Source organism: Treponema sp. OMZ 790 (genome assembly GCF_024181285.1).
GTDB lineage: Bacteria > Spirochaetota > Spirochaetia > Treponematales > Treponemataceae > Treponema_B.
Genome location: NZ_CP051201.1, coordinates 793,491 through 816,206 on the forward strand (window position 1 = coordinate 793,491; position 22,716 = coordinate 816,206).

General features: G+C 38.6%; 19 protein-coding genes. 14 read left to right on the forward strand and 5 right to left on the reverse strand.

Going from position 1 to position 22,716, the window contains the following annotated elements:
* The first annotated feature begins 8 nt into the window (after positions 1-8).
* Positions 9-1,400 carry an aspartate ammonia-lyase gene (locus tag E4O01_RS03670; RefSeq protein WP_253694502.1) on the forward strand — a complete coding sequence of 464 codons (1,392 nt, stop codon included), beginning with the start codon at positions 9-11 and terminating at the stop codon, positions 1,398-1,400.
* Here the strand turns inward: E4O01_RS03670 and E4O01_RS03675 are convergent.
* Positions 1,397-2,689 (reverse strand): OmpA family protein, encoded by a 1,293-nt coding sequence (locus E4O01_RS03675; RefSeq protein WP_253694503.1) that lies wholly within the window; start codon positions 2,687-2,689, stop codon positions 1,397-1,399. The two genes, E4O01_RS03670 and E4O01_RS03675, sit on opposite strands and share 4 nt — an antisense overlap.
* A gap of 237 nt (positions 2,690-2,926) precedes the next feature.
* On the opposite strand from E4O01_RS03675, the gene E4O01_RS03680 reads away from it, so the two are divergent.
* Genes E4O01_RS03680 through E4O01_RS03695 form a run of 4 tightly spaced genes read left to right on the forward strand, consistent with a single transcriptional unit; the run spans position 2,927 to position 8,743 of the window.
* Positions 2,927-4,474, forward strand: coding sequence for a helicase HerA-like domain-containing protein (locus tag E4O01_RS03680; RefSeq protein ID WP_253694504.1), 1,548 nt, complete (start codon positions 2,927-2,929; stop codon positions 4,472-4,474).
* Between the two features lie 15 nt (positions 4,475-4,489).
* Complete coding sequence (lepB, locus tag E4O01_RS03685) at positions 4,490-5,023, forward strand: signal peptidase I (protein ID WP_253694505.1); 534 nt, start codon at positions 4,490-4,492, stop codon at positions 5,021-5,023.
* The gene (locus E4O01_RS03690) at positions 5,014-6,873 is read left to right on the forward strand and encodes a penicillin-binding protein (protein ID WP_253694506.1); all 1,860 of its coding nucleotides are present in this window, start codon (positions 5,014-5,016) and stop codon (positions 6,871-6,873) included. Before lepB ends, E4O01_RS03690 begins: the two co-directional genes overlap by 10 nt.
* A complete protein-coding gene (locus tag E4O01_RS03695; protein ID WP_253694507.1) occupies positions 6,854-8,743 on the forward strand; it encodes a motility associated factor glycosyltransferase family protein in 1,890 nt (629 codons plus the stop codon). The genes E4O01_RS03690 and E4O01_RS03695 overlap by 20 nt, the downstream gene beginning before the upstream one ends.
* Here E4O01_RS03695 and E4O01_RS03700 read toward each other — a convergent pair.
* Positions 8,733-9,221: a CPBP family intramembrane glutamic endopeptidase gene (locus E4O01_RS03700; RefSeq protein WP_253694508.1), complete on the reverse strand. Its 489-nt coding sequence runs from the start codon at positions 9,219-9,221 to the stop codon at positions 8,733-8,735. The genes E4O01_RS03695 and E4O01_RS03700 overlap by 11 nt on opposite strands.
* Before the next feature lie 32 nt (positions 9,222-9,253).
* Here E4O01_RS03700 and E4O01_RS03705 point away from each other — a divergent pair, with 32 nt between their 5' ends.
* Genes E4O01_RS03705 through E4O01_RS03720 form a run of 4 tightly spaced genes read left to right on the forward strand, consistent with a single transcriptional unit; the run spans position 9,254 to position 13,681 of the window.
* Positions 9,254-10,366 carry a PilZ domain-containing protein gene (locus tag E4O01_RS03705; RefSeq protein ID WP_253694509.1) on the forward strand — a complete coding sequence of 371 codons (1,113 nt, stop codon included), beginning with the start codon at positions 9,254-9,256 and terminating at the stop codon, positions 10,364-10,366.
* Positions 10,363-11,535 (forward strand): hypothetical protein, encoded by a 1,173-nt coding sequence (locus tag E4O01_RS03710; protein ID WP_253694510.1) that lies wholly within the window; start codon positions 10,363-10,365, stop codon positions 11,533-11,535. Before E4O01_RS03705 ends, E4O01_RS03710 begins: the two co-directional genes overlap by 4 nt.
* Entirely contained in the window at positions 11,529-13,070 is a 1,542-nt protein-coding gene (locus tag E4O01_RS03715) for a ComEC/Rec2 family competence protein (RefSeq protein ID WP_253694511.1), read from the forward strand. The genes E4O01_RS03710 and E4O01_RS03715 overlap by 7 nt, the downstream gene beginning before the upstream one ends.
* Positions 13,067-13,681 (forward strand): YigZ family protein, encoded by a 615-nt coding sequence (locus E4O01_RS03720; protein ID WP_253694512.1) that lies wholly within the window; start codon positions 13,067-13,069, stop codon positions 13,679-13,681. The genes E4O01_RS03715 and E4O01_RS03720 overlap by 4 nt, the downstream gene beginning before the upstream one ends.
* Here E4O01_RS03720 and E4O01_RS03725 read toward each other — a convergent pair.
* From E4O01_RS03725 to E4O01_RS03735, 3 genes are read right to left on the reverse strand one after another with little or no spacing between them, the layout of a single operon-like run.
* Complete coding sequence (locus tag E4O01_RS03725; protein WP_253694513.1) at positions 13,646-14,341, reverse strand: FecR family protein; 696 nt, start codon at positions 14,339-14,341, stop codon at positions 13,646-13,648. The genes E4O01_RS03720 and E4O01_RS03725 overlap by 36 nt on opposite strands.
* A 19-nt stretch (positions 14,342-14,360) precedes the next feature.
* Entirely contained in the window at positions 14,361-15,521 is a 1,161-nt protein-coding gene (locus E4O01_RS03730) for a hypothetical protein (protein ID WP_253694514.1), read from the reverse strand.
* Positions 15,522-15,968 carry a hypothetical protein gene (locus E4O01_RS03735; protein WP_253694515.1) on the reverse strand — a complete coding sequence of 149 codons (447 nt, stop codon included), beginning with the start codon at positions 15,966-15,968 and terminating at the stop codon, positions 15,522-15,524.
* A 146-nt stretch (positions 15,969-16,114) separates the two neighbouring features.
* Here E4O01_RS03735 and E4O01_RS03740 point away from each other — a divergent pair, with 146 nt between their 5' ends.
* The 5 genes from E4O01_RS03740 to hflC all read left to right on the forward strand — a co-directional run bounded on the left by E4O01_RS03740 (position 16,115) and on the right by hflC (position 22,670).
* On the forward strand, positions 16,115-17,878 hold the full coding sequence (locus tag E4O01_RS03740) for an ATP-binding protein (RefSeq protein ID WP_253694516.1): 1,764 nt from the start codon (positions 16,115-16,117) through the stop codon (positions 17,876-17,878).
* A gap of 111 nt (positions 17,879-17,989) precedes the next feature.
* On the forward strand, positions 17,990-18,445 hold the full coding sequence (gene nrdR, locus E4O01_RS03745; RefSeq protein WP_253694517.1) for a transcriptional regulator NrdR: 456 nt from the start codon (positions 17,990-17,992) through the stop codon (positions 18,443-18,445).
* A 37-nt stretch (positions 18,446-18,482) separates the two neighbouring features.
* On the forward strand, positions 18,483-20,609 hold the full coding sequence (locus E4O01_RS03750) for a ribonucleoside triphosphate reductase (RefSeq protein ID WP_253694518.1): 2,127 nt from the start codon (positions 18,483-18,485) through the stop codon (positions 20,607-20,609).
* 44 nt (positions 20,610-20,653) lie between these two features.
* Positions 20,654-21,610, forward strand: coding sequence for an FtsH protease activity modulator HflK (gene hflK / locus E4O01_RS03755; protein WP_253694519.1), 957 nt, complete (start codon positions 20,654-20,656; stop codon positions 21,608-21,610).
* Between the two features lie 4 nt (positions 21,611-21,614).
* Positions 21,615-22,670, forward strand: a complete 1,056-nt coding sequence (gene hflC / locus E4O01_RS03760; protein WP_253694520.1) for a protease modulator HflC — start codon at positions 21,615-21,617, stop codon at positions 22,668-22,670.
* Positions 22,671-22,716: the final 46 nt, after the last annotated feature.

The window sequence follows — 22,716 nt, forward strand, 5'->3', positions numbered from 1 at the left end:
GTTTTTTTATGCGAAGGGAACATGACTTACTCGGAGAGTTGGATATTCCGGAAGATGCTTATTACGGCATTCAGACTTTCCGAAGTGTTGAGAATTTTAAAATTACAGGTTTAAAAATCTGCGATTTTCCCGATTTTATTAAAGGGCTTGCTTATACAAAGCAGGCAGCAGCCGAAGCCAACCATGAACTCGGCTATTTGAGCGATGAAGTTTACAAGGCTATGATTCAGGCTTGTAAAGAAGTTGCCGAAGGTAAATTCGACAAGGAATTTGTGGTCGATATGATTCAAGGCGGAGCGGGAACTTCTACCAATATGAATGCAAACGAAGTTATCGCCAACCGTGCAAACGAAATTTTAGGAAAGGCTAAGGGTTCTTATTCTCCATGCCATCCCAATAATCATGTAAACTTTGCCCAATCAACAAACGATGCCTATCCTACAGCTGCCAAGCTCGGCATCTCTCTAAATACACCGGCTCTTATCGATGAGCTTAAAGCCCTCATTTCTTCTTTTAGAAAAAAGGCCGAAGAACTCGGCGATAACATAAAGATGGGAAGAACTCAGCTTCAAGATGCCGTACCCATGACCCTCGGACAAGAATTTGAATCCTATGCCGCCTCTTTGGAAAGCGAGATTTCTCAGATTCAATTTGCAAGGGAAAATCTTCACACCATAAACATGGGAGCTACTGCTATCGGAACAGGTATCAACTCGGATCCTAACTATACGCCGAAAGTAACCGCTCACTTGGCAAAGATTTCGGGGCTTGACTTAAAGGCTGCAAAGAATATGATTGCTGCCACAAACGACACCTCCGACTTTGTAACTTATTCTTCACAATTAAAACGCCTTTCTGCAAAGCTTTCAAAGATATGCAGCGACTTACGCCTTCTTTCTTCAGGCCCCAGAACAGGGCTTTACGATATAAGCCTTCCTCCGATGCAGCCCGGTTCTTCTATCATGCCCGGAAAGGTAAACCCCGTTATCCCCGAAGTTGTAAATCAGGTTTGCTACAGGGTTATCGGAAACGACACAGCCGTTATTCTGGCTGCAGAATCGGCACAGCTCGAGCTCAACGTTTTTGAGCCGGTTATGATTTATTCTATCTTCGAGTCTATTAAGCTTCTTATAAACGCTATGAAAACCTTGAGAGAAAGATGCGTTACAGGCATTGTAGGAAACTATGAGCATTGTAAGGAGAGCGTTCACCGAAGCATTGGCTTGGTTACGGCCTTAAACCCCGTCATCGGCTATGAAGCTTCCTCCGATATTGCAAAGACAGCCTTGCGCGACAACCGCAGCGTTTACGAGCTTGTTTTGGAAAGAGGACTCCTTTCAAAAGAAAAATTGGACGAGGTTTTAAAACCCGAAAACATGACAAAGCCCAGAAAGCTTTAGTCTATAATCGTTATTTCGACGCGTCTATTTTGGGCGCGTCCTTCTTCGGTGCTGTTCGTGGCAAGAGGCCTTGTTCCGCCGGCACCTTGATAAATAAACTTTTCAGCCGATATTCCCTTTTCTGTAAGTTTTTCGATTATGGTTTTAGCCCTTTCTTGGGATAGAATTTTTTCTTCTTCAGGTCTGCCGACATCGGCTGTGTGTCCTTCCACAAAAAAGAAGCTGCCGTCAGACTCTTTTAGAATTTTTGCAATCTCGTCAAGCTTCGCTTCTTCTCCTTTTAAAAGAACCGCTCTATCAGGTTCAAATTGAAGATTTTTAAGCCTCAACATTGTGCCCCGTTTTGTTTTGCTTACCTCAAAATCCTTATTGGGTTTGATTTCAGCTTTGCCTCCGTTAGAGCTGCGGTCTTGTTTATGAGCCTCTTGAGCAGGTGTGTTTGTTACAAGCGCTATGCCCGTGTAAGAATAAAAATGAAGCAAAAAACCGCGGTGTTTTATTTTTTTTCCGCCGGAATAAAAAAACTCTTCATCTATTTTTTCGCGTATAAAAATAGGCCTCTTTGTATCGTCAAGATAGATGTCAGCCTTTCTTCCGCCTTCCGATCTTATAAGTTCTTCATCGCCGAGTATATCGGTGCCCTTATATAGGAGGCCGAAGGCTGCTTCTACATGATGAACGCTTTTACCGTTAAAAATAGTTTTTCCCTTATATTTAAACCCTGCGTTTACGGGGATGCGCACCGCGGCTTTTTCAGGTTTGGGTTTTACGCTAACAGTGCATTTTCCTTCCCATGTTTTTCCGATATCCTCCGGAGTAAAGGCTTTTTCTGGCAAAATAGGAAAATTTCTTAAAAGGGGATAGCCCTCATCTTCCGTAAAAATTTGGGGCTGGTAAGGATTTTCTATATCTTCCTCATCTTGTTCCGGAATAAATTTAAAAGAAATAGGTAAGATTGAATCTATAGGTAAAGCCGCCTTATGTCCGTCTTTTCGGGTTTTTTGAAGCACAAAGGCTTCTCCTTCGTAAAGATAAGCGTCTCCGGTATCGAGTTTTGTTTCGCTCATGTAAAGGCGCGTTTCTCTGGAAGTAAGCCCTGCATATTTTCCGTCAACATAAACGGAGTAATCGGCTCTTTCAGTAATTACTATTTTTCCTCCGGATAAATTTTCTTGACCCAAAAGAAGGCTTAAACAAGAAATCAAAATTATACAAATTAAGAAGAATTTTTTTGTGAAGTGGTGTCTCATAATTATACGCCAATTTTCGGCCGGTTGAATATTTATCATACCGAAATTATACCACAAAAAATTTTGTTTTTCAATGTAAGGAAAATGCCGAGAGTAAGGTACAAACCCATTGTTGACATCGTGCTTTATTTTATACCGATTTAACGATAGTAAGAATTGGAAACGAATAAAAGAATTCGGTGATTTAAGGATTGATATTATATCCAAATTGATTTATATTACATACTATAAATCGGAAGTCAAGCGGCTTAAGCATAATTTCTTGGGAGCTTATGTATGGAAAAAGGAATTTTTATAGGACTGGGAGAGTGCAGGGTAGAGCTTTTGGCTAATCGTGCAAATAGGCACGGTCTCATTGCCGGGGCTACGGGAACGGGGAAGACTATTACCTTAAAAGTTATTGCTGAGGCCTTCAGCGATATGGGAGTTCCCGTTTTTTTACCCGATGTAAAGGGAGACTTGTGCAGCTTTGCCGAAAAGGGCGAAGCTAACGAAAAAATAAACGAAAGGTTAAGTCTTTTAGGGCTTTCGGAATTCGAGTTTAAATCCTATCCTATACGCCTTTGGAGTATCTTAAAAGAAACCGGTCATCCCATACGTACGACCATATCTGAGATGGGGCCTCTTCTTTTGTCAAAGCTTTTAAACTTAAACGAGGTTCAAGTAGGTGTTCTAAACATTGCCTTTAGAATAGCAGACGAAGAAGGCCTTCTCCTTTTGGACATAAAAGACTTAAAGTCGATCTTGGTTTATATAGGCGAAAACAGCCAAGACTTAAAGCTTAAATACGGCAATATTTCTGCTTCATCCATAGGAGCAATCCAAAGGGCCCTTCTCATTTTGGAAGGGGAGGGAGCCGGCAATTTTTTTGCAGAACCTGCTTTGGAAATCGCCGATTTTTTTAAGCTTACCTCAGAAGGCAGGGGCTATATAAATGTTTTAAATGCTGCAAGTCTCTATCAAAGACCCAATCTTTATTCGACCTTTTTGCTTTGGTTTTTGTCCGAGCTTTACGAAAACCTCCCCGAAGCGGGAGATACCGAAAAACCTAAAATCGTTTTCTTTTTTGATGAGGCCCACCTTCTTTTTAATAATCTGTCTTCGGCCCTCATCGAAAAGATAGAAACCATGATAAGGCTCATCCGCTCAAAGGGCGTTGCAGTTTTTTTTGTTACGCAAAATCCTGCCGATTTACCCGAAACCATTTTAAGCCAGCTGGGAAATAAATTTCAACATGCTCTTAGGGCCTTTACGCCAAAAGACCAAAAGGCTATAAAACTTTCTGCCGAAACATTTAGGCCTAATCCCAAATTCGATACAGCTAAGGTACTGACAGAGCTTAAAACGGGCGAAGCCCTTGTTTCTCTTCTGCAGGAGGACGGAAGCCCATCTGTAACCCAAAGGGTTTTAATTGCTCCTCCAAGAAGTAAGATAGGCACTGTGGGAGAAGTAAAACTTAAAGCTATTGTCGAAGCCTCTCCTCTTTTATATAAATACAAGAATATAATCGACAGAGAATCGGCCTACGAAATTCTCATGGAGCAATTTGAAGAAAAAAAATTGGTTGCCGAAAGAGAGCTTGAAGAAAAGCGTCTTTCCAAGGAAGCCGCTGCAAAGGCAAAAGAAGAGGCTGCCTTAATCAGAGCCGAGAACGCTCGAATACGCGCGGAAAATGCAAGACGCCGTTTGGAAGAAGCACAAAACCGAAAACAAAAAACTGAGGCCGGGCGTTTGGGCCGGGTTCTGGTGGACAGTATGACCCGCACTGTAGGCCGCGAAATTACGCGAGGAATTTTCGGTTCGATAAAAAAAATGTTTAAGTAGGTCAAGGCTTAAAAGGTGCTTAAAAATTATAAAAGAAACCCCTTTTATTTTATTTGTCTTATAATTTTTCTTGTTTTGGTTAAAGGTTTTGTTCTTGATATAAAGCGTGTTTCAGGACCTTCTATGGAACCTGCTTTAAAAGACGGGGATTATGTGCTTATCTTTAAGGCTGCCTACGGTATAAAGCATCCTTTAAAGAATAAGTACCTTCTACGATGGGCTTTGCCTAAGGTTGAGGATGTAATTGTTTACCGAAAATACGGCGGATTTACGGTAAAAAGGTGTCTAGGAATTTCGCATGAACCTATAGAATTTTCTAAAAAATTAGGGTACAATTATGCTTATTCGATGAAGGTTTCCGGAAAAGATATTCCCTTGACAGGGGTACAATTCCGTAATTTAGGCGGTATGACTTTTAAAGAAAGGTATTTAATTCCGGAAGGTTCGGTTTTAGCCTTAGGGGACAACCTTAAAGAGTCCCGCGATTCCAGAGATTACGGATTTGTTCTTGTTGACGGTATTTACGGTAAGGTTTTTATATGGAAGTAGATAGTTTTATTTCAAGAGGCCGGTTTTTATTTTTTATAGCCGTTATAATAATTTTCACTGGTTTGCTCATATTTCAGTTTGCAAAATATATGATAATGAAAGAACCTGCCGTTATTACTCCTAAAATTTCGACCGAACGCGGTACAATATACGACAGGAATAAAAAGATTCTTGCAGTTCAAACAACTGTCTACAATCTCTATGCCGATAAAAGCCTTATGAAAAACCCGGCCGAGGCTGCAAAAGTTTTATCGCCCATTTTGATGCAAAGCGAATCCGAACTATTGGAAAAAATACAGGATTCCAAATCCAACTTTCTATATTTAAAAAAAAGAATGAGCGAGAGCGAAAGAGATTTGGTAAAGACCGTTATAGATGAAAATAAATTGAGCGGCCTAAGATTTGAATCGGTTTTTAACCGAACCTATCCCGAAAATACCTTAGCTTCGACTGTTGTAGGTTTTTTGGGTGATGACGGGAGGGGAAAAACCGGAGTCGAATATTCCCTTCAAAATATTCTTTCTCCTCCGCCTGAAACAAAGGGGTATACGGGAAAAGGATATGACGTTTATTTGAGCATAGACGGAAACATTCAGTACATGCTCGAAAAAATCATCTCCAAGACAATGGAAGAAACAAAGGCCGAATCTGCAATTTTCCTTGCAGTTGATGCAAAGACCGGTGAAATACTTGCCTATGTAAATTCTCCTTCTGCTTCCCTTGCAAATTTTATCGAAAGCACCCCCGAAGAACGTCTCGACCGCCCTGCAAACTATGTTTATGAGCCGGGCTCGGTTTTTAAGATATTTTCGATGGCTGCCTTTTTGGAATTAGGCTCTACCAAGGATGGGCAAGTATATGATTGTAATGCCCTTTTCGAATTTAACAGATCCAATGTAAAACCCATAACTTGTTTAAGACCTCACGGCAGGGTAAGCCCCAGAGATGTGATAAGGCTTTCATGCAATGATGCAACGGCTCAGATTGCCGATATTACCGAGAAAAATGCCTTTTACGAAAAGATTAAACTTTTCGGCTTCGGCTCTAAAACTAATATTGAACTTCCGGGCGAAACTGCAGGCCTTATTTCTCCGCCTCAAAATTGGTCTGTCCGCACAAAGCATACAATTGCTATTGGGCAGGAAGTAGGCGTTTCGGCTCTGCAATTGGTTGAAGCTGCAACAGCCTTTACAAATAAAGGTTCCACCCTCAGGCTTTCTCTTATTTCTAAGATTGCCGACAAGGAAGGAAACATTGTTTATCTGCATAGACCTTCAATCTTAAATAAGGTTATATCCGAAAAAAATGCAGCATTGCTTTTAAGTTATATGATTACAGGGTCGATTGAAGGTATAGCTTGGCGGGCTTCAATAAACGGTGTTCCGATTGCGGTAAAAACAGGAACTGCCCAGATGGCAAACAAAAAAGGCGGCGGTTACAGCAAAACCGATTTTATTTCAAGCTGTATAGGAATTTTCCCGGCTGATGATCCTAAAATTATTTTATATACGGCTGTCATAAAACCTGTGGGGCAGATATACGGTTCGATAATTGCGGCTCCTTTAATTTCAGAGGCTTCCAACGAAATTATAGATTATCTGGGACTTGCCCGTGAAAATGCTCCGACCATTGAGCATACAGGCCGTATTCCCATAAGCGAAAATAAACCTGTTGTCTTAAAGGACAAGATGCCCGACTTAAAGGGGGTGCCTAAAAAACTCCTGCTTGAACTTCTTTTGCAAAAAGATTTTTCGGTAAAAATTACGGGCGACGGTTATGTAGTTTCTCAATATCCCCCGCCGGGAACACCTATCAAAAAAGGAATGAAAATTGAGCTCAATCTCGAATAATGAAAACTTGTTTTACAATGCGGGGCTTTTTTCGCGGCGGTTTCCGGAATTATCCAAAAGCCTCGGCTTTGACTCCGAAAATGGAATAAAAAATTTTGAAGCCCGCATTCCTGAAACTTATTTTCTTGAAGAAGCTAAATTACATCATGAGGATAAAAAAAATTTTACTGCACGCATAAACGGAAAATACCTTCACTCAAAATATAATCCCGTAAAAGAAGCCGAACAAAATTTCTCCCTCGATTTTTTTAAAGATAAAAAGACTAAAAGCTCCTGTATTTTTTACGGACTTGGTTTGGGGTATCTTCAAGAACTTTATGCAAAAAAAAATCCTAAATCGTCGCTGATTATAGTCGAGCCGGATCTTTTTATTTTTTTACTTTTTTTAAAAAGCCGTCCTTTGGACGAGTTTTTTATGCATGAAAATTTGACCATTCTTTTGGGGCTTTACCCGAAAGATGTCTTGGATTTTTTTGAAGCCGGCTCATTTTCTGATGTTCCTATTTTTAAATCTCCGTCTTTAATCGAAATAAATTCTTCGTGGTTTTTTGAACTTGAAACCTTAAAAAAAAGACGGGATGAAAAGAAAAATTTAAATAAAAATACATTTAAAAAATTCGGAAAACTTTGGCTTAAAAATTTTTTAAAGAATGCAGCTCAAATCGAAAAACTTCCGGGTATCTTGCAAATCGAAAATTTTTTTAAACATTATCCTTGTTTGATACTTGCTGCAGGCCCCGGACTGGATGATGTTTGTGATCTTATAAAAGAATATCAGGATAGATTTCTGGTCATAGCTTCAGACACTGCCGTAAGAGCCTGTCACCGAAAAGGAATAAAACCCGACTTTATTCTTTTAATGGATGCTCAATATTGGAATTACCTTCATCTTGCTGACCTTGATATTTCGGATTCTATCCTTGTTACCGAGTCTTCCGTATATCCTGCAGTCTTCCGTTTAAAGGCGAGGGCTAAGTTCTTATGTACATCGATGTTTCCTCTTGCTCAATATATCGAAAAAGCTATAGGAGAAAAAGGAAAACTTGTTACAGGAGGATCTGTTGCTACGGCCTGCTGGGATTTTGCAAGAATTTTGGGATGTTCGGAACTTATTTTTTGCGGTTTGGATCTTGCCTTTCCTAATTTTCAAACTCATTTTAAGGGAAGCCGTTTTGAGGAAGATGTAAACTCCGTTTCATCCCGTTTTCAGCCTTCAGAAACAGCATCCCATAAAACTCTTTATTATGCTGCACCCGGTTTAAAAGAAGGTTATTTAGGAAAAGTGTTAAGCGATAATCGGATGCAGATGTATGCTTGGTGGTTTGAAAGCAAGATTGCGGAATTTCCCGAAAGCAAAACATATAATTTTTTGTCTAGGGGTTTAAAAATTCCAAATATGGAATTTTTGGATAAGGAAGGTTTTTTAATAAAGGCCGAAAAATCTTCTCTTTTTAAAAAACAAAAAGCAGATATGCTGTCTGCTCTTTGCTCCTTTAAAGGGCAGGACAGTGTTGAGAAAAAAAAGATTAGTCTTGCCGCGGCATTAAAAGAATTAAGCTCCGATTTGGCAAAAACCAAGGAGGCGGCAAAGGAAGGCATGGATATTTGCCGAAACATCTTAGACTCCATAAAAGCCGAAAAAACGCCTCAAGATGCCTTTATAAAACAAAGTATAGACCGCCTAAACCGAATTGACGAAAAAATAAAAACCGGCAAGACCAATGCCGTAATAGGTTTTGACCTTTTGCTCGCTGAAGATTCAAATAAAAATTTTAACGAAAAATCTTTTGTATCCGTCTATGAAGAAAGTTTTTTAATCTATAAAAAAATATATGATATTATCGGGAGCCTGAATATTACTATAGAATAAATAAAAGATAGACAATACCGTTATTACAGGAGTGTATTATGGTCACAATCAAAGCTGCCGTGATAATCGCTTTTTTTTGTTCTGTTTTGCATTCCATTTTCTTTTTAAATGCAAGGTATAAAATTCTAAAAATTATACCTGCTGCCAAAGCATAAAGCATATTAAAAAAACCGAGGTAGCGGTGAGCCAGAGCAAATAGCAATACCGAAAGGATTTCGGGAGCTGAAAGATAAGGCCCAAATTTATTGGTATTTCCTAAGAGCGTTTTTATTCTGTACGGTAAGTATATGCGGTATAAAACTTCTTCATAGGCTGCCAAAAAAACAATCTTTGCCGCAAAGATTAAAACCTTAAAAAAGCCTTGCGGCTTAGGAGGCATGGAAAATTCCTTGTTGTTCAAAATGGGGGGGAGAACAAAAACGATAAAAATGAAGGTAAATTCAGCTAAAATTCTTATAGTCTTCTTATCAAAACGCATAATTTATGCTATTATAGCATAAAGAGATAATTATGTACATAATTATAGTTTTTGCGGTTTTGTTTCTTTTACTTACAGCTTTCTCTTTTACCGGTCCCGGAAGACGTTGTTTGGACTGGCTTCGTTTTTTTACCGAAGGAAAAGATAAAGGCTTTTTATTTTCGAACCTTGTTTTGCTTTGGCGCACTGCAAATTATGTAGGCCTTGAGGATAAATCCCGCCTTTTTTGGTCTGTCGGCGCCTTGGATGAATGCATACGTTTTATTTCCCGACAGGTTGAAAATAAACTTGATTCCGATATAAGCCAAAAAATGCAAATTTTACTTAATAAACTCTATGATTACCGTACGAAGGTGGAATTGGAAGAGGTTCAAAAAAAGCGGAGACTTGAATCGACTTATGAAATTTATATCGGTCAAATTTGTATTATTTTTGTACCGCGGGAAACCACCGTGTACGGCAAACTTATGGCTAATACAAAAACCGCATTGGTGTTTGCTCTTTTTGATGCATCCGCCGAAAGAGCCGAAAAGGTAAATTGGCAAAATAAGGATGTAAAGGTCTATTTTTGGAAACAAAATGATGCCGGATATGTGTTTTATTCCCAATCTGTAAAATCCAAAAAGATTGATGACAGACTGGAAATATATGTTAAACATTCAAAAAAAATGGTACGTACTCAAAAACGAAAATCCGTAAGGGCTTCGTGCAATCTTGAAGGCCTAATGTTTCCTCTTCGAGTCGGGGATCCTTATAATTCCCATTATGAAACTCAAGGCGGTGTAAAATCCAATGTAAAGGATATATCCGAAGACGGCGCCATGTTTTTTGTGAGAGGAAAGGCCGCAAAAGGCATTCGAATGAAGCTGCAATTTAAACTTAAAAATACCGAGATTGTAATGTGCGGCAAAATAGTCCGCTTTATTTATGACCAGCCCTCAAACAAGTCCAGAGTGCATTTTCAGTGCGAATTTTTAGATCAAAAGATGAAAAATGTCATCCTGTCATATATATACAATATAGCTGCCGACGATAATACGGAATTTATGCAGATACCGGAAAATATGAGTTTTTCCGAAAACGATATACAAGAACAAGAAGATTCCGTATTCTATGATTTTGAAGAAGGTAAAGATTCCGTATGAAAAAGTTAGTTTTTGTTTTGGTTTGTATTTTTTGTTTTTTTTCGATTTTTGCCGTAGAGCAGGAAGAGCTTGTAAATTTGCGTAAAGAATTTATTACGGCAGGAATTGATTCAAAAGTTACTATTTTGCGTTCAATTTCGAAGTCCGATGACAGGACCTTAATTCCGGTTTATAAAGATGCCGTCGATTACATTAAAAATTCTTACGGCATATTGCAAAGCGATTCCCGATTGCTGGACATAGGAATAATTGCAGTTACAAAACTCGGAGAACTGAATGAAACAAAATCTTCGGCAAGTATAAGATATTTATTTTCCACCGTCGAAAATGAGGACTTTCAGATTGCCTGCTTAAAGAGTTTAAGCAAATTGGTTCAAAAAGATTCGGCTTTTACCGATTATTTAAACTCTCTTTACGAAGCAGGTTTGTCCGATTTAATTTCGGGAAAAGCATTTAATCTAAAACTCCTTACAGTTTATGCCGAAGCCCTAGGGAATTTTGCCGATCCTTCTTCCTTTAATGTCTTGTTTAAGACATTATTCTATTCTGTTAGTGATAATTTAAAAAATGCTGTAAGAACGGCATTAAATAATATTTCTTTTAATTATTTTGACGAAATTTTACTAAAAACGGGTGAAAAAAACATACAATATATATGGACACTGTATTTATTGGCAAAAGAAAATAAGCGTATTGAAGGGGCCGAACTCGGCAGAATAAGCGAGCTCGTTATAGATTACGGGCTTAAAAATCTGAAAGGGCCGGACCTTGAAAGTGCGGAAAATTTGATTGCAGAGACATTGCCGGTTTTATCCGCTTTAAAGTGGAGCAAGGCTTCTCCTCAGGTAAACAAATTTTTTTACTATGCCCAAGGTATCCGTAAAACGAACCCCAAGGCTGACAGGATGCTTATTTCGATCATCGACTGCATGGGAAACCTAGGTACGGCCGAATGCTCGCAAAATTTGTCGATATTTTTAGGTGTGTTAAATTCGGAAACCGAAAAAACAAAGCTATACAGCGAGCCTTTGGTGCTCAGTATAATTATGGCTTTGAGAAAGCTTGGGGATAAAACCGCATTTGACTATCTATTGTATGTTGAATATTTAAATTACTCCGAAACGGTTAAACAAGCTTCTCGAAATGCCATAGAGGAGTTAAAGTGGTAAATGAGAGAAAATTAAAAAGTCTTTACAATTTTTTTATTGTAAAACCGATTATTGTATCTGCTTGGTGCGCAGTCTTAGCCTTTTATTTGTTATGTTTTATAGAAAGCCGTTTTACCGAATTATCGATATTTTTTAGTTTATTTTTTTTTATCATGTTTTTTGTTCTTTTTTTCTTAAAAAAGAAAATTCATTTTATATTTGCAGGTCTCTTTATAGGAAGTTTTGCAGTTTTACGGCTTATTTTTATTTATGCCGAACCCGTCAGCCTTGCAGAATCGGCTAAGGTAGAAAAAATTTCTGCTGAACTTACAGGAGAAGCCTCTCCTGCCGGCGAAAAATACTATGCTGCAAATGCAAAAATTCTTTCAGTTTTTTATAAAAACGGAGCCGAATTTTCTGCAAAGGGGAATATAAAGATATTTTTCCCTGCCGAAATGGTATTACAAAATAATGCTTATTCCGTTTCAGTGTATAAATCGTCTGGAACAAATGCTTTAAGTAATTTTTCAAAAGGTGTAATCTTCGAAGCTTCGGGCCGTTTTGGAAGAAAAAAAAGCGGTATGGAACCTGCGGCTTTTTTTGCGGATAAATCTCTACCCGAATTTTTAGGCTGGAGATCTCCTCTTTTAAAATTCAGAGCTTTTTTGCGCTTTTATCTTATGCGCCTTCTTTCCGGCTGGGGGAGTGCAGGTGCCTTACTTTTAGCTCTTCTTTCTGCAAACAGGGATTTTTTAATTCTTCCTGTTTCTTCGGCTTTTAGAAATGCAGGGCTTTCCCACGTTTTAGCCCTCTCCGGTATGCATGTTTCCTTGGTAAGCTTAACCGCCGTTCAAATGGGCTCCATATTCGGAAAAAAAAGCGTTGCAGTAAAATTTTCTTTAATTTCGATTATTATCTTTGTTTGGTTTGCCGGTGCTGCTCCTTCGCTCAACCGAGCCCTCGGCATGATGCTTTTAATTATAATCGGAAAATCACTGGGATTACGTCCGCCTATGACTTCGGTTTTAAGTGCCATGCTTTTGGTCCATATTGCCGTAAAACCTGATGAGGCTTTGAGTCTGGGCTTTATGCTTTCTTACGGAGCTTTGGCCGGGATTTTAACTTTTGGAAATGCCTTATTTGAAATTTTAAACGGAAAAATTCCTCCTAAAATTTTGGGCGCCGTTTCGGCTTCTGTAGGGGCGCAAGCATTTACTGCCCCTATCGTAATTTCAAAGATAGGAGGAATAGCTCCAATCGGGATAATTGCTTCGGTAATAATCAGCCCCCTTATTTCCGTTTTTTTGATAATGGGTATTGCGGCAATTTTTATTTCCCTTTTGTTCCCGTTTACAGGGTTTATTTTTTCGTTTTTATTGAATATTGTTTATGATTTTATATTTATACTTATTCAAATTTTTGCTCAAGTTCCGCTCATGGCTGCAAAGAGTTTTGGTGAAAGTCTTAGTTTTTCTCTGCTGCCTTTTGCTGCCGGTTTGGTATGTGTTTGGTATTCCGAAAAAATATTAAAAAAACGGGAGCTTAGTTTAAAATGAAAATTTTAATGCAATACGCTTTTTCTGAACTCACCGTAAAAAATTCCAAATTCTTGGCTGAAATTTTTCCTATAAGTTCGGCTGCTGAGGCGAGAGATATTTTAAAACGGCAAAAGGAAAAATACGAAGATGCCCGTCATGTTGTACATGCCTTTATTACAGGGGAAAGCGGAGAGATTTTAGGCTGCTCCGATGATGGGGAGCCTTCAGGTACGGCAGGCCGTCCTGCCCTTGCTGTTCTTAAAGGTTCGGGCATTACAAATATAATGCTTACAATTACGAGGTGGTTCGGCGGGACGCTTTTGGGAACTGGAGGCTTGGTAAAAGCTTATTCCGATTCTGCAAAACTGGTTTTAGCCGAAGCCGTAAGTGAAGAATTTATAAAAAAAGAACTTTTCAGATTTGAATGTTCCTATGCCGAATGGGAAAATTTAAAAAGAAATCTTGACGAATTTTCGGTTGAAGCCGTAAAAATAGATTATGAAGAAAAGGTAAAATTCTGCGGTAAAATTCCCGGCAAAAATAAACAGCCCTTTGAGCTTTTTATTGAAAATGCTTCAAAGGGCAGTGTAAAATTAATTTCCCCAAACTATGCCGATACCAACATGTGAAAATGAAGATGCAATATCCATCGAATTTTCCAACGGCAATGTTTGAGCTATAATCGAGGGCGAATTAGCCTCTGCTTCGGCGAGGGTTTGTATAGGTTGCGGCAGAACTTCATTTGCTTTAATGTTTTGTGCAGGAGTTACCATGCCCGTATCGCTTATTATAACGGAGTCGCCGATACTTACTTTTGTTTCAAGTCCTGAGCTGTTAACATAGGACCAAGTTCCGCTTGTTCCGACTAAAAGACCGTCTGAGCTGATTTCTCCCGATGTTCCTCGAACTGAAGCCGTTGCAACCGGAGTTTTTACCTTAAATTCTACTCTTTTTGTAGAAGCCGGTTTTACATCAGCCTTTACTGAGCCTACATTCAAGTATACTTCTGAAGAAACTGCCTCATTTTTTTGGGTTATTTCTTCAATGGTAAGCCTTGTCATAGGTCTTACTGTAATGACCGATCCGTCAATCTGTAAAGTCAATTCCGATTTAAAGCCCGTCGAAATCATACTTCCTGATGTAATTATATTTCCTGCTGCGGCAGGAACCCATCTTCCGCCTTGTTTAATTTCCGCTTTTCCTTTTACGGCAATAACCTTACCGTCCAATGCTAAAAGGGAGCTTGATATAAAACAAAATAAACCGATAACAAAAAAAATCTTTTTCATATTTTTCTCCTTAAATATCTTAGAATGAAATGATACCTTTTAATCCGAGCCGGGTATCAATCTTTCCTGTTTTTTCTACAAACATACCAAAGTCCGCATTTAATGCAATATCTTGAAGTATTGTGTAATTTACTGAGGTATTCCATTCGAAGCCCGCAAAATTACCTACCTTTTTGGGTTGACTTGATGTATAGGTCATAAAAGAACATTCCGTGCTCAAAAACAAATTTTTTACGGGTTTTATACTTCCGTTTAAGCTTGTTTTCCATAAATCTTTTGCTTCCATGAACTTGACTTTTGAAGCATTTGACAGGGTAAAAGATGTAAATTCTCTTCTTCCTCCGCAAAATATCTGAGTTTTTAAACCTGCTTTTGAATCATACTTGTTAAAATAATAGTTAAGTTCTCCCGATACAAAAACTCCTATCCCGATCTTCTTTTTTTCTCTTGTCAGTATTGAAACGGATCCCGAAACAAGATAGAAAAGTCCTTTTGCTATAGGGCCGTTTAATGAGATAGAAGCATAGTTGTTTGAGGCTTTTGGAGTATTTGTGGCTACAAAAGAATTTATATCCAAGTCTACTGCATGACGTAAAGCTCCAAAGGGTATATGGAATAAGGCCGACATATGAACAAAAGAAGGGGCAAGATTGTAAATCTTGGTATCTTTTTTTGATATGGATTTTATACCGGTTGCGGTGGTTGGGTTTGCGTAAGAATTTAAAAGTCCCGTATATCCTAAATTAAAAAATGTTGAAAATTTAGGCATTTCGTATGCTATATAAATACCGTCAATGTTTTGGTTTAAAATAACCGATGTAATGTCAGCTGCATTGTATCTTCCGGCATCAATACTCAAACTATTACTGCCTATAGGGATCAGGAATGAGAATTTAAACATATCCAGGTTAGCAATATGATTTATATCTAATTTTCCATTGGGTTTGATAGGCTTTTTTAAATTCATCAGGTACGAGGATTGGACAGCAAAGTTATAATTTCCATCTTTATCAAGGTTTTGCTTTGCCCAAAGAGATAAGCTGTCAAAATGAGTTAAACTTATATCGCTTTTTTGGGAATTAAGATTAAGACCTGTTTTTAAGATTCCTCCTCCCTCAAAAGCAGAGAGATTCAACGAAACAATTAAAAATATAAATATAAAAGCTCTTATTTTTTTCATTTATTTCTCCTTATCGGCTTTGGGCATTATTTTTGACAATAAATTGATGCCGTTGAAGGGGCTGATTGTTGAAGACGGCACGGATTTTTGAGGTATTATCTTCATAATTTTAAGCTGCCTAAAAGCATAATGCGGATTTTTTGCAGCCCTGTACCATAAGCCTTGCTCTATAGCAGAGTATTGTAATGCCAAATTGGAAAATTCATCCAGCCTAATAGGCTCGTCATGTTTTTTGTTTTTAAACATTTTAAGACCCTTAAATTTATCGAAAGCTGCCGCATAAGAATCATTCTCATTGACCTTTTCGGCTGCTGTTCCTACAAGATAGCAGGCCTGTCCTTTCGTTAAAACTTCGGATGATAAAATTTCATCGACTTTTTCTGCCGATTGTGCAAAAATGATAATTCCGAAACTTAAACATATTAAAATAAAGCATATCTTCTTCATACAATACCTCCCAAATTCATCTCAACTTCTACTAATTATATCACAAAAAAGTAAAAATAACAATCTAATTGTAAATTAAAAAATGCAATTATTTTCTTCTTGAAATTTTATTTTTTTTGTTGTATTGTGATATAGCGGGAGGGGTTATGGCAGCCGGAAAACAGCTTATTAAAGAAAACAGTGCATATATTGACAATTTACCTGATTGGGCGCAAGAACTTTCGGTAAAATATTGTTCAAAAACGGCGAACCTTTATTTTGTACATGGAAATATAAGAGATTTTTTACCTCATCATGTAACAGAGTACGGTCACAATTTTCTTTTTGTGAAGATAAGGGATTATATTTCGGAAGTGCTTTTCGGAAATCAAAATATAATAGTCTATTATGATAAATCGGGAGGTATTTCCTTTTGCTCCTCTGATATGGAAAAAGATTATCTTGAAACCATGCATAAATACTATCCCGATGTTCCGGCTGAAGATTTTTTGTCGAGAAATCCGGAAGAAGCTTTTTCTTATCTGGAAAGGTATTTTGTCCTTAATTTCGGAAAAAATTTGCGTATTGTTCTGATAATAGACTATGCCGAAACCATAATTCCGGCCGATGAGATAGGAAATTTAGATGAAACGGACAGGTACTGTCTTGTTACTCTAAATAGATGGTCGCATGAACCTTCTTTTACCCGTGAGGATATTTCGATAATAATGCTTACCGAAAACCTTACCGATTTAAATCCCCGCCTTACGGCTTCTCCTTCAACAATAAAGGTGAGAATACCTCTTCCTGAAGCTTCAGTAAGGGTAAACTTTTTAGAATATTTAAGGCAGACTGAAGGGATTCTTTTGACCGAAAGAGGCCTGTCCCCTGAAAGAATGGGAGCTTTAACCTCAGGTTTAAACCTTCTAAACCTCTATCAGCTTGTAGCCGAGTCCTATCAGGATGATAAGCCCATAAGTTTGGACTATTTGGCAACCAAAAAGAGGGAAATCATTGAAAATGAAGCCGGAGGTCTTTTGGAATTTATAGATATAGATTATGATCTTTCCCTTGTTTCAGGGCATGATTTTGTAAAGAAAAGGTTTAAATTTGCAGCAAAGGCCTTAAAGGCTGCAAGAACGGATGTTTTACCGATGGGCTATCTTATTTCAGGTCCCATAGGAACGGGCAAAACCTTTATAGTGTCTGCCTTTGCAGGCGAAATAGGTATTCCCATGGTGAGACTGCGAAACTTCCGTTCCCAGTGGCAAGGTGCTACCGAATCGAATCTTGAAAAAGTCTTAAATATTTTGCGTGCAATGTCGCCTGTGGCCGTAATGATAGATGAGGCTGACGTTGTGCTGGGAAACCGGACTTCAAACGATATTTCCGGTACTTCAGGAAGAGTTTTTGCTCAAATAGCAAATTTTATGGGAAATACGGCTTACAGGGGAAAAATAATTTGGTTTTTGATTACCTGCCGCCCCGATTTGATTCCTGTGGACTTAAAGAGGCAGGGGAGAGCAGAAGAACATCTTGCTCTTTTCTATCCTGAAAATGATGCAGAAAGATTGGATCTCTTTGAAACCCTTCAAAGAAAACTCAGGATTAAACTTCATGAGGTAAATTTAAACTCGGTAATAAAAAAGATTAAATTCGATGTATCGGGTGCAGACATAGAAGCTATTTTGGTGCGCGCAAAGATGAATGCAACAGTAGAAGGCCGGGCCATGGTCATTCAAAAAGACTTGGAGGAAACTATAGCTGATTTTGTTCCTCCTTCTTATCCTTATGAGATAGAATTACAAAATTTGGTTGCCGCAATAGAGTGCACAAGTAAGGAGATGGTTCCTAAAAAATACCAATCCATGCAGCGCTCTGCAATGTCCTCGGAAATTTTCGAGTTAAAGCAGCTTTTAGGCGAAAAATAATTAGATATCGGCTTGACACGCTATATATAGTGTGATATCTTGTATCGTATATACAGATACGCTATTTTTGGGAGCTGGGATGCATTTTAAAGTCATCCTGTAATTTTAAGTATGAGATGTCCGCATTGCGGTAACTGTGACGACAAGGTTATGGAATCAAGAACTCTGGCTCAAGGGGATTGTATAAGAAGAAGACGGGAGTGTATCGCCTGCGGTTACCGCTTTACAAGCTATGAACATATTGAAGAAAAGCCGTTTATGGTGATCAAAAAAGACGGCCGAAGGGAGCCTTTTGACCGCAAAAAACTTGAAAAGGGTATTGAGCGGGCTCTTGAAAAACGGCCCGTTTCTTTAAATGCCATAGAAAATATCGTTACCGAAATTGAAGATCAAGCGGTTTTAAGTTCAGGTCTTAATAAAGAGATTGAGACCACCGCTTTAGGCGAAATGGTTTTATCCCGCCTTTATTCCGTGGATAAGGTAGCGTATATACGGTTTGCTTCCGTTTATAAACAATTCAGCAATTTGGATGAATTTGTAAACGAGGTAAAAAAAGCCCGAAAATAATTAAACGATGTAAATAAATTGGGAGGTAGTAAAAGTTATGGAGGAAAAAAACACAAATCAAACGGTTTTTCCTGAATGGAGGTCCTTTTTAGGAACAATGGAGAAGGCAAAACCCAAAATTTTGTGTTCGGTTGTAAAACGTTCAGGAGAAATTGAGGCTTATAACCGCAAAAAGATAGAAAAAGCCATCAATAAGGCTGTGACTGCCGTTGAAGGATGCTCAAATGATGAAAAGGCTGCTTTTTTAACCGATAAGGTTGAAGAAAAGTTAAAGTCGATTATGGCATCGCGTTATGCGCATTCAATTCCGGCAATTGAAGAAATTCAGGATGTGGTAGAGCTTGTTTTAATAGAACAGCAGGAAGCCCGGCTTGCAAAGGCTTATATCCTTTACAGGGCAAAGAGGGAGGCTGTGCGCGATGCGGAAAGCCTCATGCTCAATATCAATAGTACTATGGACGGATATTTGAGTCAGTCCGACTGGCGCGTAAAAGAAAATGCCAACGTAAACTTTTCTTTGGGCGGTCTTATTCTTCATAACTCCGGAACCATTACTGCAAACTATTGGCTTAAAAATATTTATACACCGGCTATTGCCGAAGCCCATGTTACGGCTGCCTTTCATATCCATGACCTTTCAATGTTTTCGGGCTACTGTGCAGGCTGGTCTTTGCGTCAGCTAATTCAAGAGGGCTTGGGCGGTGTTCCCGACAAGATTACCTCAAAGCCTCCAAAGCACCTGTCTACTCTGATTCAGCAGATAGTCAACTTTTTAGGCATCATGCAAAACGAATGGGCCGGAGCTCAAGCCTTCAGCTCCTTTGATACGTACTTGGCTCCTTTCGTAAAAAAAGATAATATGAGCGAAACAAGCGTAAAGCAGTGCCTTCAAAGCTTTGTTTACGGCGTAAATACGCCCAGCCGCTGGGGCTCTCAAGCTCCCTTCACAAATATAACCTTGGACTGGGTATGTCCTCCCGACCTTGCAAATCAAAAAGCCATTGTCGGAGGCGAAATGCAGGATTTTACCTACGGCGAATGTCAAAAAGAAATGGATATGATAAATAATCTCTTTATTGAGCTCATGCTTGAAGGGGATGCTGCAGGAAGAGGTTTTCAATATCCCATTCCGACCTATAACATAACCACAGATTTTGACTGGTCAAGTCCGAATGCAAAATTGCTTTTTGAGATGACTGCCCGGTACGGTACGCCTTATTTTCAAAACTTTATAAATTCCGACTTAAACCCGGGGGATGTGCGCTCCATGTGTTGCCGGCTTCAACTGGATAAAAGGGAACTGCGTAAAAGAGGAGGCGGTCTTTTCGGTTCGGATGAGTTTACAGGCTCCATAGGGGTTGTTACCATCAACATGCCTCAAATAGGATATCTCGCAAAAACCGAAAAGGACTATTTTGACCGATTGGACTATCTTATGGATATAGCAAAGCAAAGCCTTGAGATGAAGCGTAAGGTAATCGAAAAGCTCTTGGAAGGCGGCCTTTTCCCTTATACAAAAAGATATTTACATCATTTAAATAACCACTTTTCGACTATAGGAATTTGCGGTATGAACGAGTCCTGCTTAAACTTTTTGGGAGAGGATATTGTGAGTGCAAGAGGAAAGGCCTTTGCCGAAAAGGTTTTAACATACATGAGAAACCGCCTTGCCGACTTCCAGGAAGAAACAGGCAGCTTGTTCAACCTTGAAGCCACTCCGGCAGAGAGTACCTCTTACAGACTCGCACGCCACGATAAAAATCAGTTTCCCGATATAATTACTTCAGGGGATGCCGAACCCTATTACACCAATTCAAGTCAGCTTCCCGTTGCCTACACTACCGATGTTTTTGAAGCCTTGGATCATCAAGAAAGTTTACAGCGTAAGTATACGGGCGGTACGGTTTTTCACATCTTTTTGGGAGAGGCTATCAAGGATTGGGAATCATGCAGGGATCTGGTTAAGGCTGTTGCAAACAATTACCGCATTCCTTATTTTTCCATTTCGCCGACATTTTCGATATGCCCTGTTCACGGTTATCTTGAAGGCGAGCATTTTGAGTGCCCTTATTGCAAGCGTGAAAAGCAGGCGAAGCTTGAATTAAAATTGGCTGAACTTGAAAAAGAAAAATCTGAAGTGTTAAGTACGGTTTCTAAAAATTAAGGTTTTTAGAAAGAAAAAAAATAAATTCTTCATGGAGGAAAAAAATGAAGCAAAAAAAGGTTGACCCTTCAAGGGTTTTTGGAGCTTTACGTACAATAATAATATTGATAGTGATAGCTCTTATAGCCTTTTCGGGGATAAAGGTTATCCCTACAACAGATAACGGAGTTGTTACCCGTTTCGGTAAATATACAAGGACCCTTGCTCCGGGGCTTAACTTTGTAATTCCCTTTGTAGATCAAGTTTATAAGGTTCCTATTAAGACCGTTCAAAAGGAAGAATTCGGATTTAGAACATCGCGGTCGGGAGAAAGAAGCGAATATCAAAATTCAATGCTTCACGAATCTTCGATGCTTACAGGAGACCTAAACATTATAAATGTTGAATGGGTTATTCAGTATAAAATAGTTGATCCTAAGGCCTGGCTTTTTAATGTAGAAGAATCTCAAAGAAATAAAACAGTCAGAGATGTTTCAAAATCCGTTGTCAACAGTTTGGTAGGGGATAGGGCTATTATGGACATAATCAGCTTGGACCGCGACAGCATCGCAGTTTTGGCTCAAGAAAAAATGAATGAAAAATATAAGCAGATGGGACTTGGGATTTCCGTTTCATCGGTTCAGCTGCAAAACATTGTTCCGCCTGAGGAAGTTCAAGCTGCCTTCGAGGACGTAAACATCGCAATTCAAGATATGAATAGGCTAATAAACGAAGGAAAAGAAGCCTATAATAAGGAAATTCCTAAGGCAAAGGGTGAAGCTCAAAAGATGATTGAAGAAGCAAGAGGTTATGCTTCCGAAAGGATAAACAAGGCTAAGGGTGATGTTGCCCGATTTAATGCCGTTTATTCCGAATATGTAAAGGCTCCCGACATTACGAGAAGAAGGCTCTACCTTGAGACTTTGGATTCTATTTTTAAAAATAATGAAAACGTTACGCTCATAGATAAAAACTTAAAAAGCTTTTTACCTTTAAAAGATTTAAATAAGGGAGGAAATTGATTTTATGGAAAACTATGAAAATGTAAATACCGAAGATGTTCAATATGAAAAATCTTCTTCCAAAAATAAGATAAAGCCCGAAAAAACAAAAAAAGATAAAAAAGGACTCGGATGGTTTTTCTTTGCAGTTATTATAATTGTTTTATTTTTATTCTTAAAGCCTTTTTATATTTTAAATGAGGGAAATGTTGCCATCATCACAAAATTCGGTGCTGTTGTAAAGACCGAAAAAGAAGCCGGCCTTCATTTTAAAATGCCCTTAATTCATACCGTAAACAAGTATACGGCTAAGCTCCTGCGCTTGGACGGTGATCCTCAAAAAATTCTTACTTTAGAAAAACAATATCTCAAAGTAGATACCACCAGCCGATGGCGTATAGTTGACGTAAAAAAGTTTTATGAATCTCTTACCACCTATGAAAGTGCTTATTCCCGCCTTTCGGATATTGTAGATTCATCGGTTAGAGACATTATTTCGGTGAACAGTCTTGCCGACGTTGTTCGAAGTTCCAATATTATAAATGAAAGCAAAAACAATGAAGAGTTTAACCTTGAAAATGCCGAAGTTGATCTAGGCTCGATAAAAACCGAAAAGGTAAATTTTCCCGTGATAAAAAAAGGCCGGGAAGCTCTTGCAGATGAGATTTTAAAAAGGGCAAACAGTCAGCTTGGAGAATTCGGTTTGGAAGTGGTTGACCTGATTTTTAAAGGAATTAAGTATTCGGATGAGCTTGAAAATTCCGTGTTCAGCCGAATGATAAAGGAAAGAAACCAGATTGCAGGAACTTTTAGATCGACGGGCGACGGCGAAAAACTTAAAATCTTAGGAGAATTGGAAAACGAAAAAAGGACTATTTTGTCTCAAGCTTATGCCGAGTCAGAAAGGATAAAGGGCGATGCGGACGCAAAGGCTGTTGCAATCTATGCAGAAAGCTACGGCAAGTCTCCCGAATTTTACAGCTTTTGGAAGAGCATGGAAATTTATAAAAATTCCTTGCCCGAAACCGAAAAGATTTTGTCCACTGATATGGAATATTTTCAATATCTTTATAAGCATTAACCTTAGAAAAAGTTTTTCCGATACTGTATAGGAGGTTTGATAAACA

What these genes read in the sequence shown, in the direction of transcription:
- E4O01_RS03725 (WP_253694513.1), bottom strand. Translation starts at nt 14,341, where the DNA reads ATGAAAAAGATTTTTTTTGTTATCGGTTTATTTTGTTTTATATCAAGC.
- nrdR (WP_253694517.1), top strand. Translation starts at nt 17,990, where the DNA reads ATGAGATGTCCGCATTGCGGTAACTGTGACGACAAGGTTATGGAATCA.
- hflK (WP_253694519.1), top strand. Translation starts at nt 20,654, where the DNA reads ATGAAGCAAAAAAAGGTTGACCCTTCAAGGGTTTTTGGAGCTTTACGT.
- E4O01_RS03705 (WP_253694509.1), top strand. Translation starts at nt 9,254, where the DNA reads ATGTACATAATTATAGTTTTTGCGGTTTTGTTTCTTTTACTTACAGCT.
- E4O01_RS03690 (WP_253694506.1), top strand. Translation starts at nt 5,014, where the DNA reads ATGGAAGTAGATAGTTTTATTTCAAGAGGCCGGTTTTTATTTTTTATA.
- E4O01_RS03720 (WP_253694512.1), top strand. Translation starts at nt 13,067, where the DNA reads ATGAAAATTTTAATGCAATACGCTTTTTCTGAACTCACCGTAAAAAAT.
- E4O01_RS03670 (WP_253694502.1), top strand. Translation starts at nt 9, where the DNA reads ATGCGAAGGGAACATGACTTACTCGGAGAGTTGGATATTCCGGAAGAT.
- E4O01_RS03680 (WP_253694504.1), top strand. Translation starts at nt 2,927, where the DNA reads ATGGAAAAAGGAATTTTTATAGGACTGGGAGAGTGCAGGGTAGAGCTT.
- E4O01_RS03675 (WP_253694503.1), bottom strand. Translation starts at nt 2,689, where the DNA reads ATGATAAATATTCAACCGGCCGAAAATTGGCGTATAATTATGAGACAC.
- hflC (WP_253694520.1), top strand. Translation starts at nt 21,615, where the DNA reads ATGGAAAACTATGAAAATGTAAATACCGAAGATGTTCAATATGAAAAA.
- E4O01_RS03730 (WP_253694514.1), bottom strand. Translation starts at nt 15,521, where the DNA reads ATGAAAAAAATAAGAGCTTTTATATTTATATTTTTAATTGTTTCGTTG.
- E4O01_RS03710 (WP_253694510.1), top strand. Translation starts at nt 10,363, where the DNA reads ATGAAAAAGTTAGTTTTTGTTTTGGTTTGTATTTTTTGTTTTTTTTCG.
- E4O01_RS03740 (WP_253694516.1), top strand. Translation starts at nt 16,115, where the DNA reads ATGGCAGCCGGAAAACAGCTTATTAAAGAAAACAGTGCATATATTGAC.
- E4O01_RS03735 (WP_253694515.1), bottom strand. Translation starts at nt 15,968, where the DNA reads ATGAAGAAGATATGCTTTATTTTAATATGTTTAAGTTTCGGAATTATC.
- E4O01_RS03750 (WP_253694518.1), top strand. Translation starts at nt 18,483, where the DNA reads ATGGAGGAAAAAAACACAAATCAAACGGTTTTTCCTGAATGGAGGTCC.
- E4O01_RS03700 (WP_253694508.1), bottom strand. Translation starts at nt 9,221, where the DNA reads ATGCGTTTTGATAAGAAGACTATAAGAATTTTAGCTGAATTTACCTTC.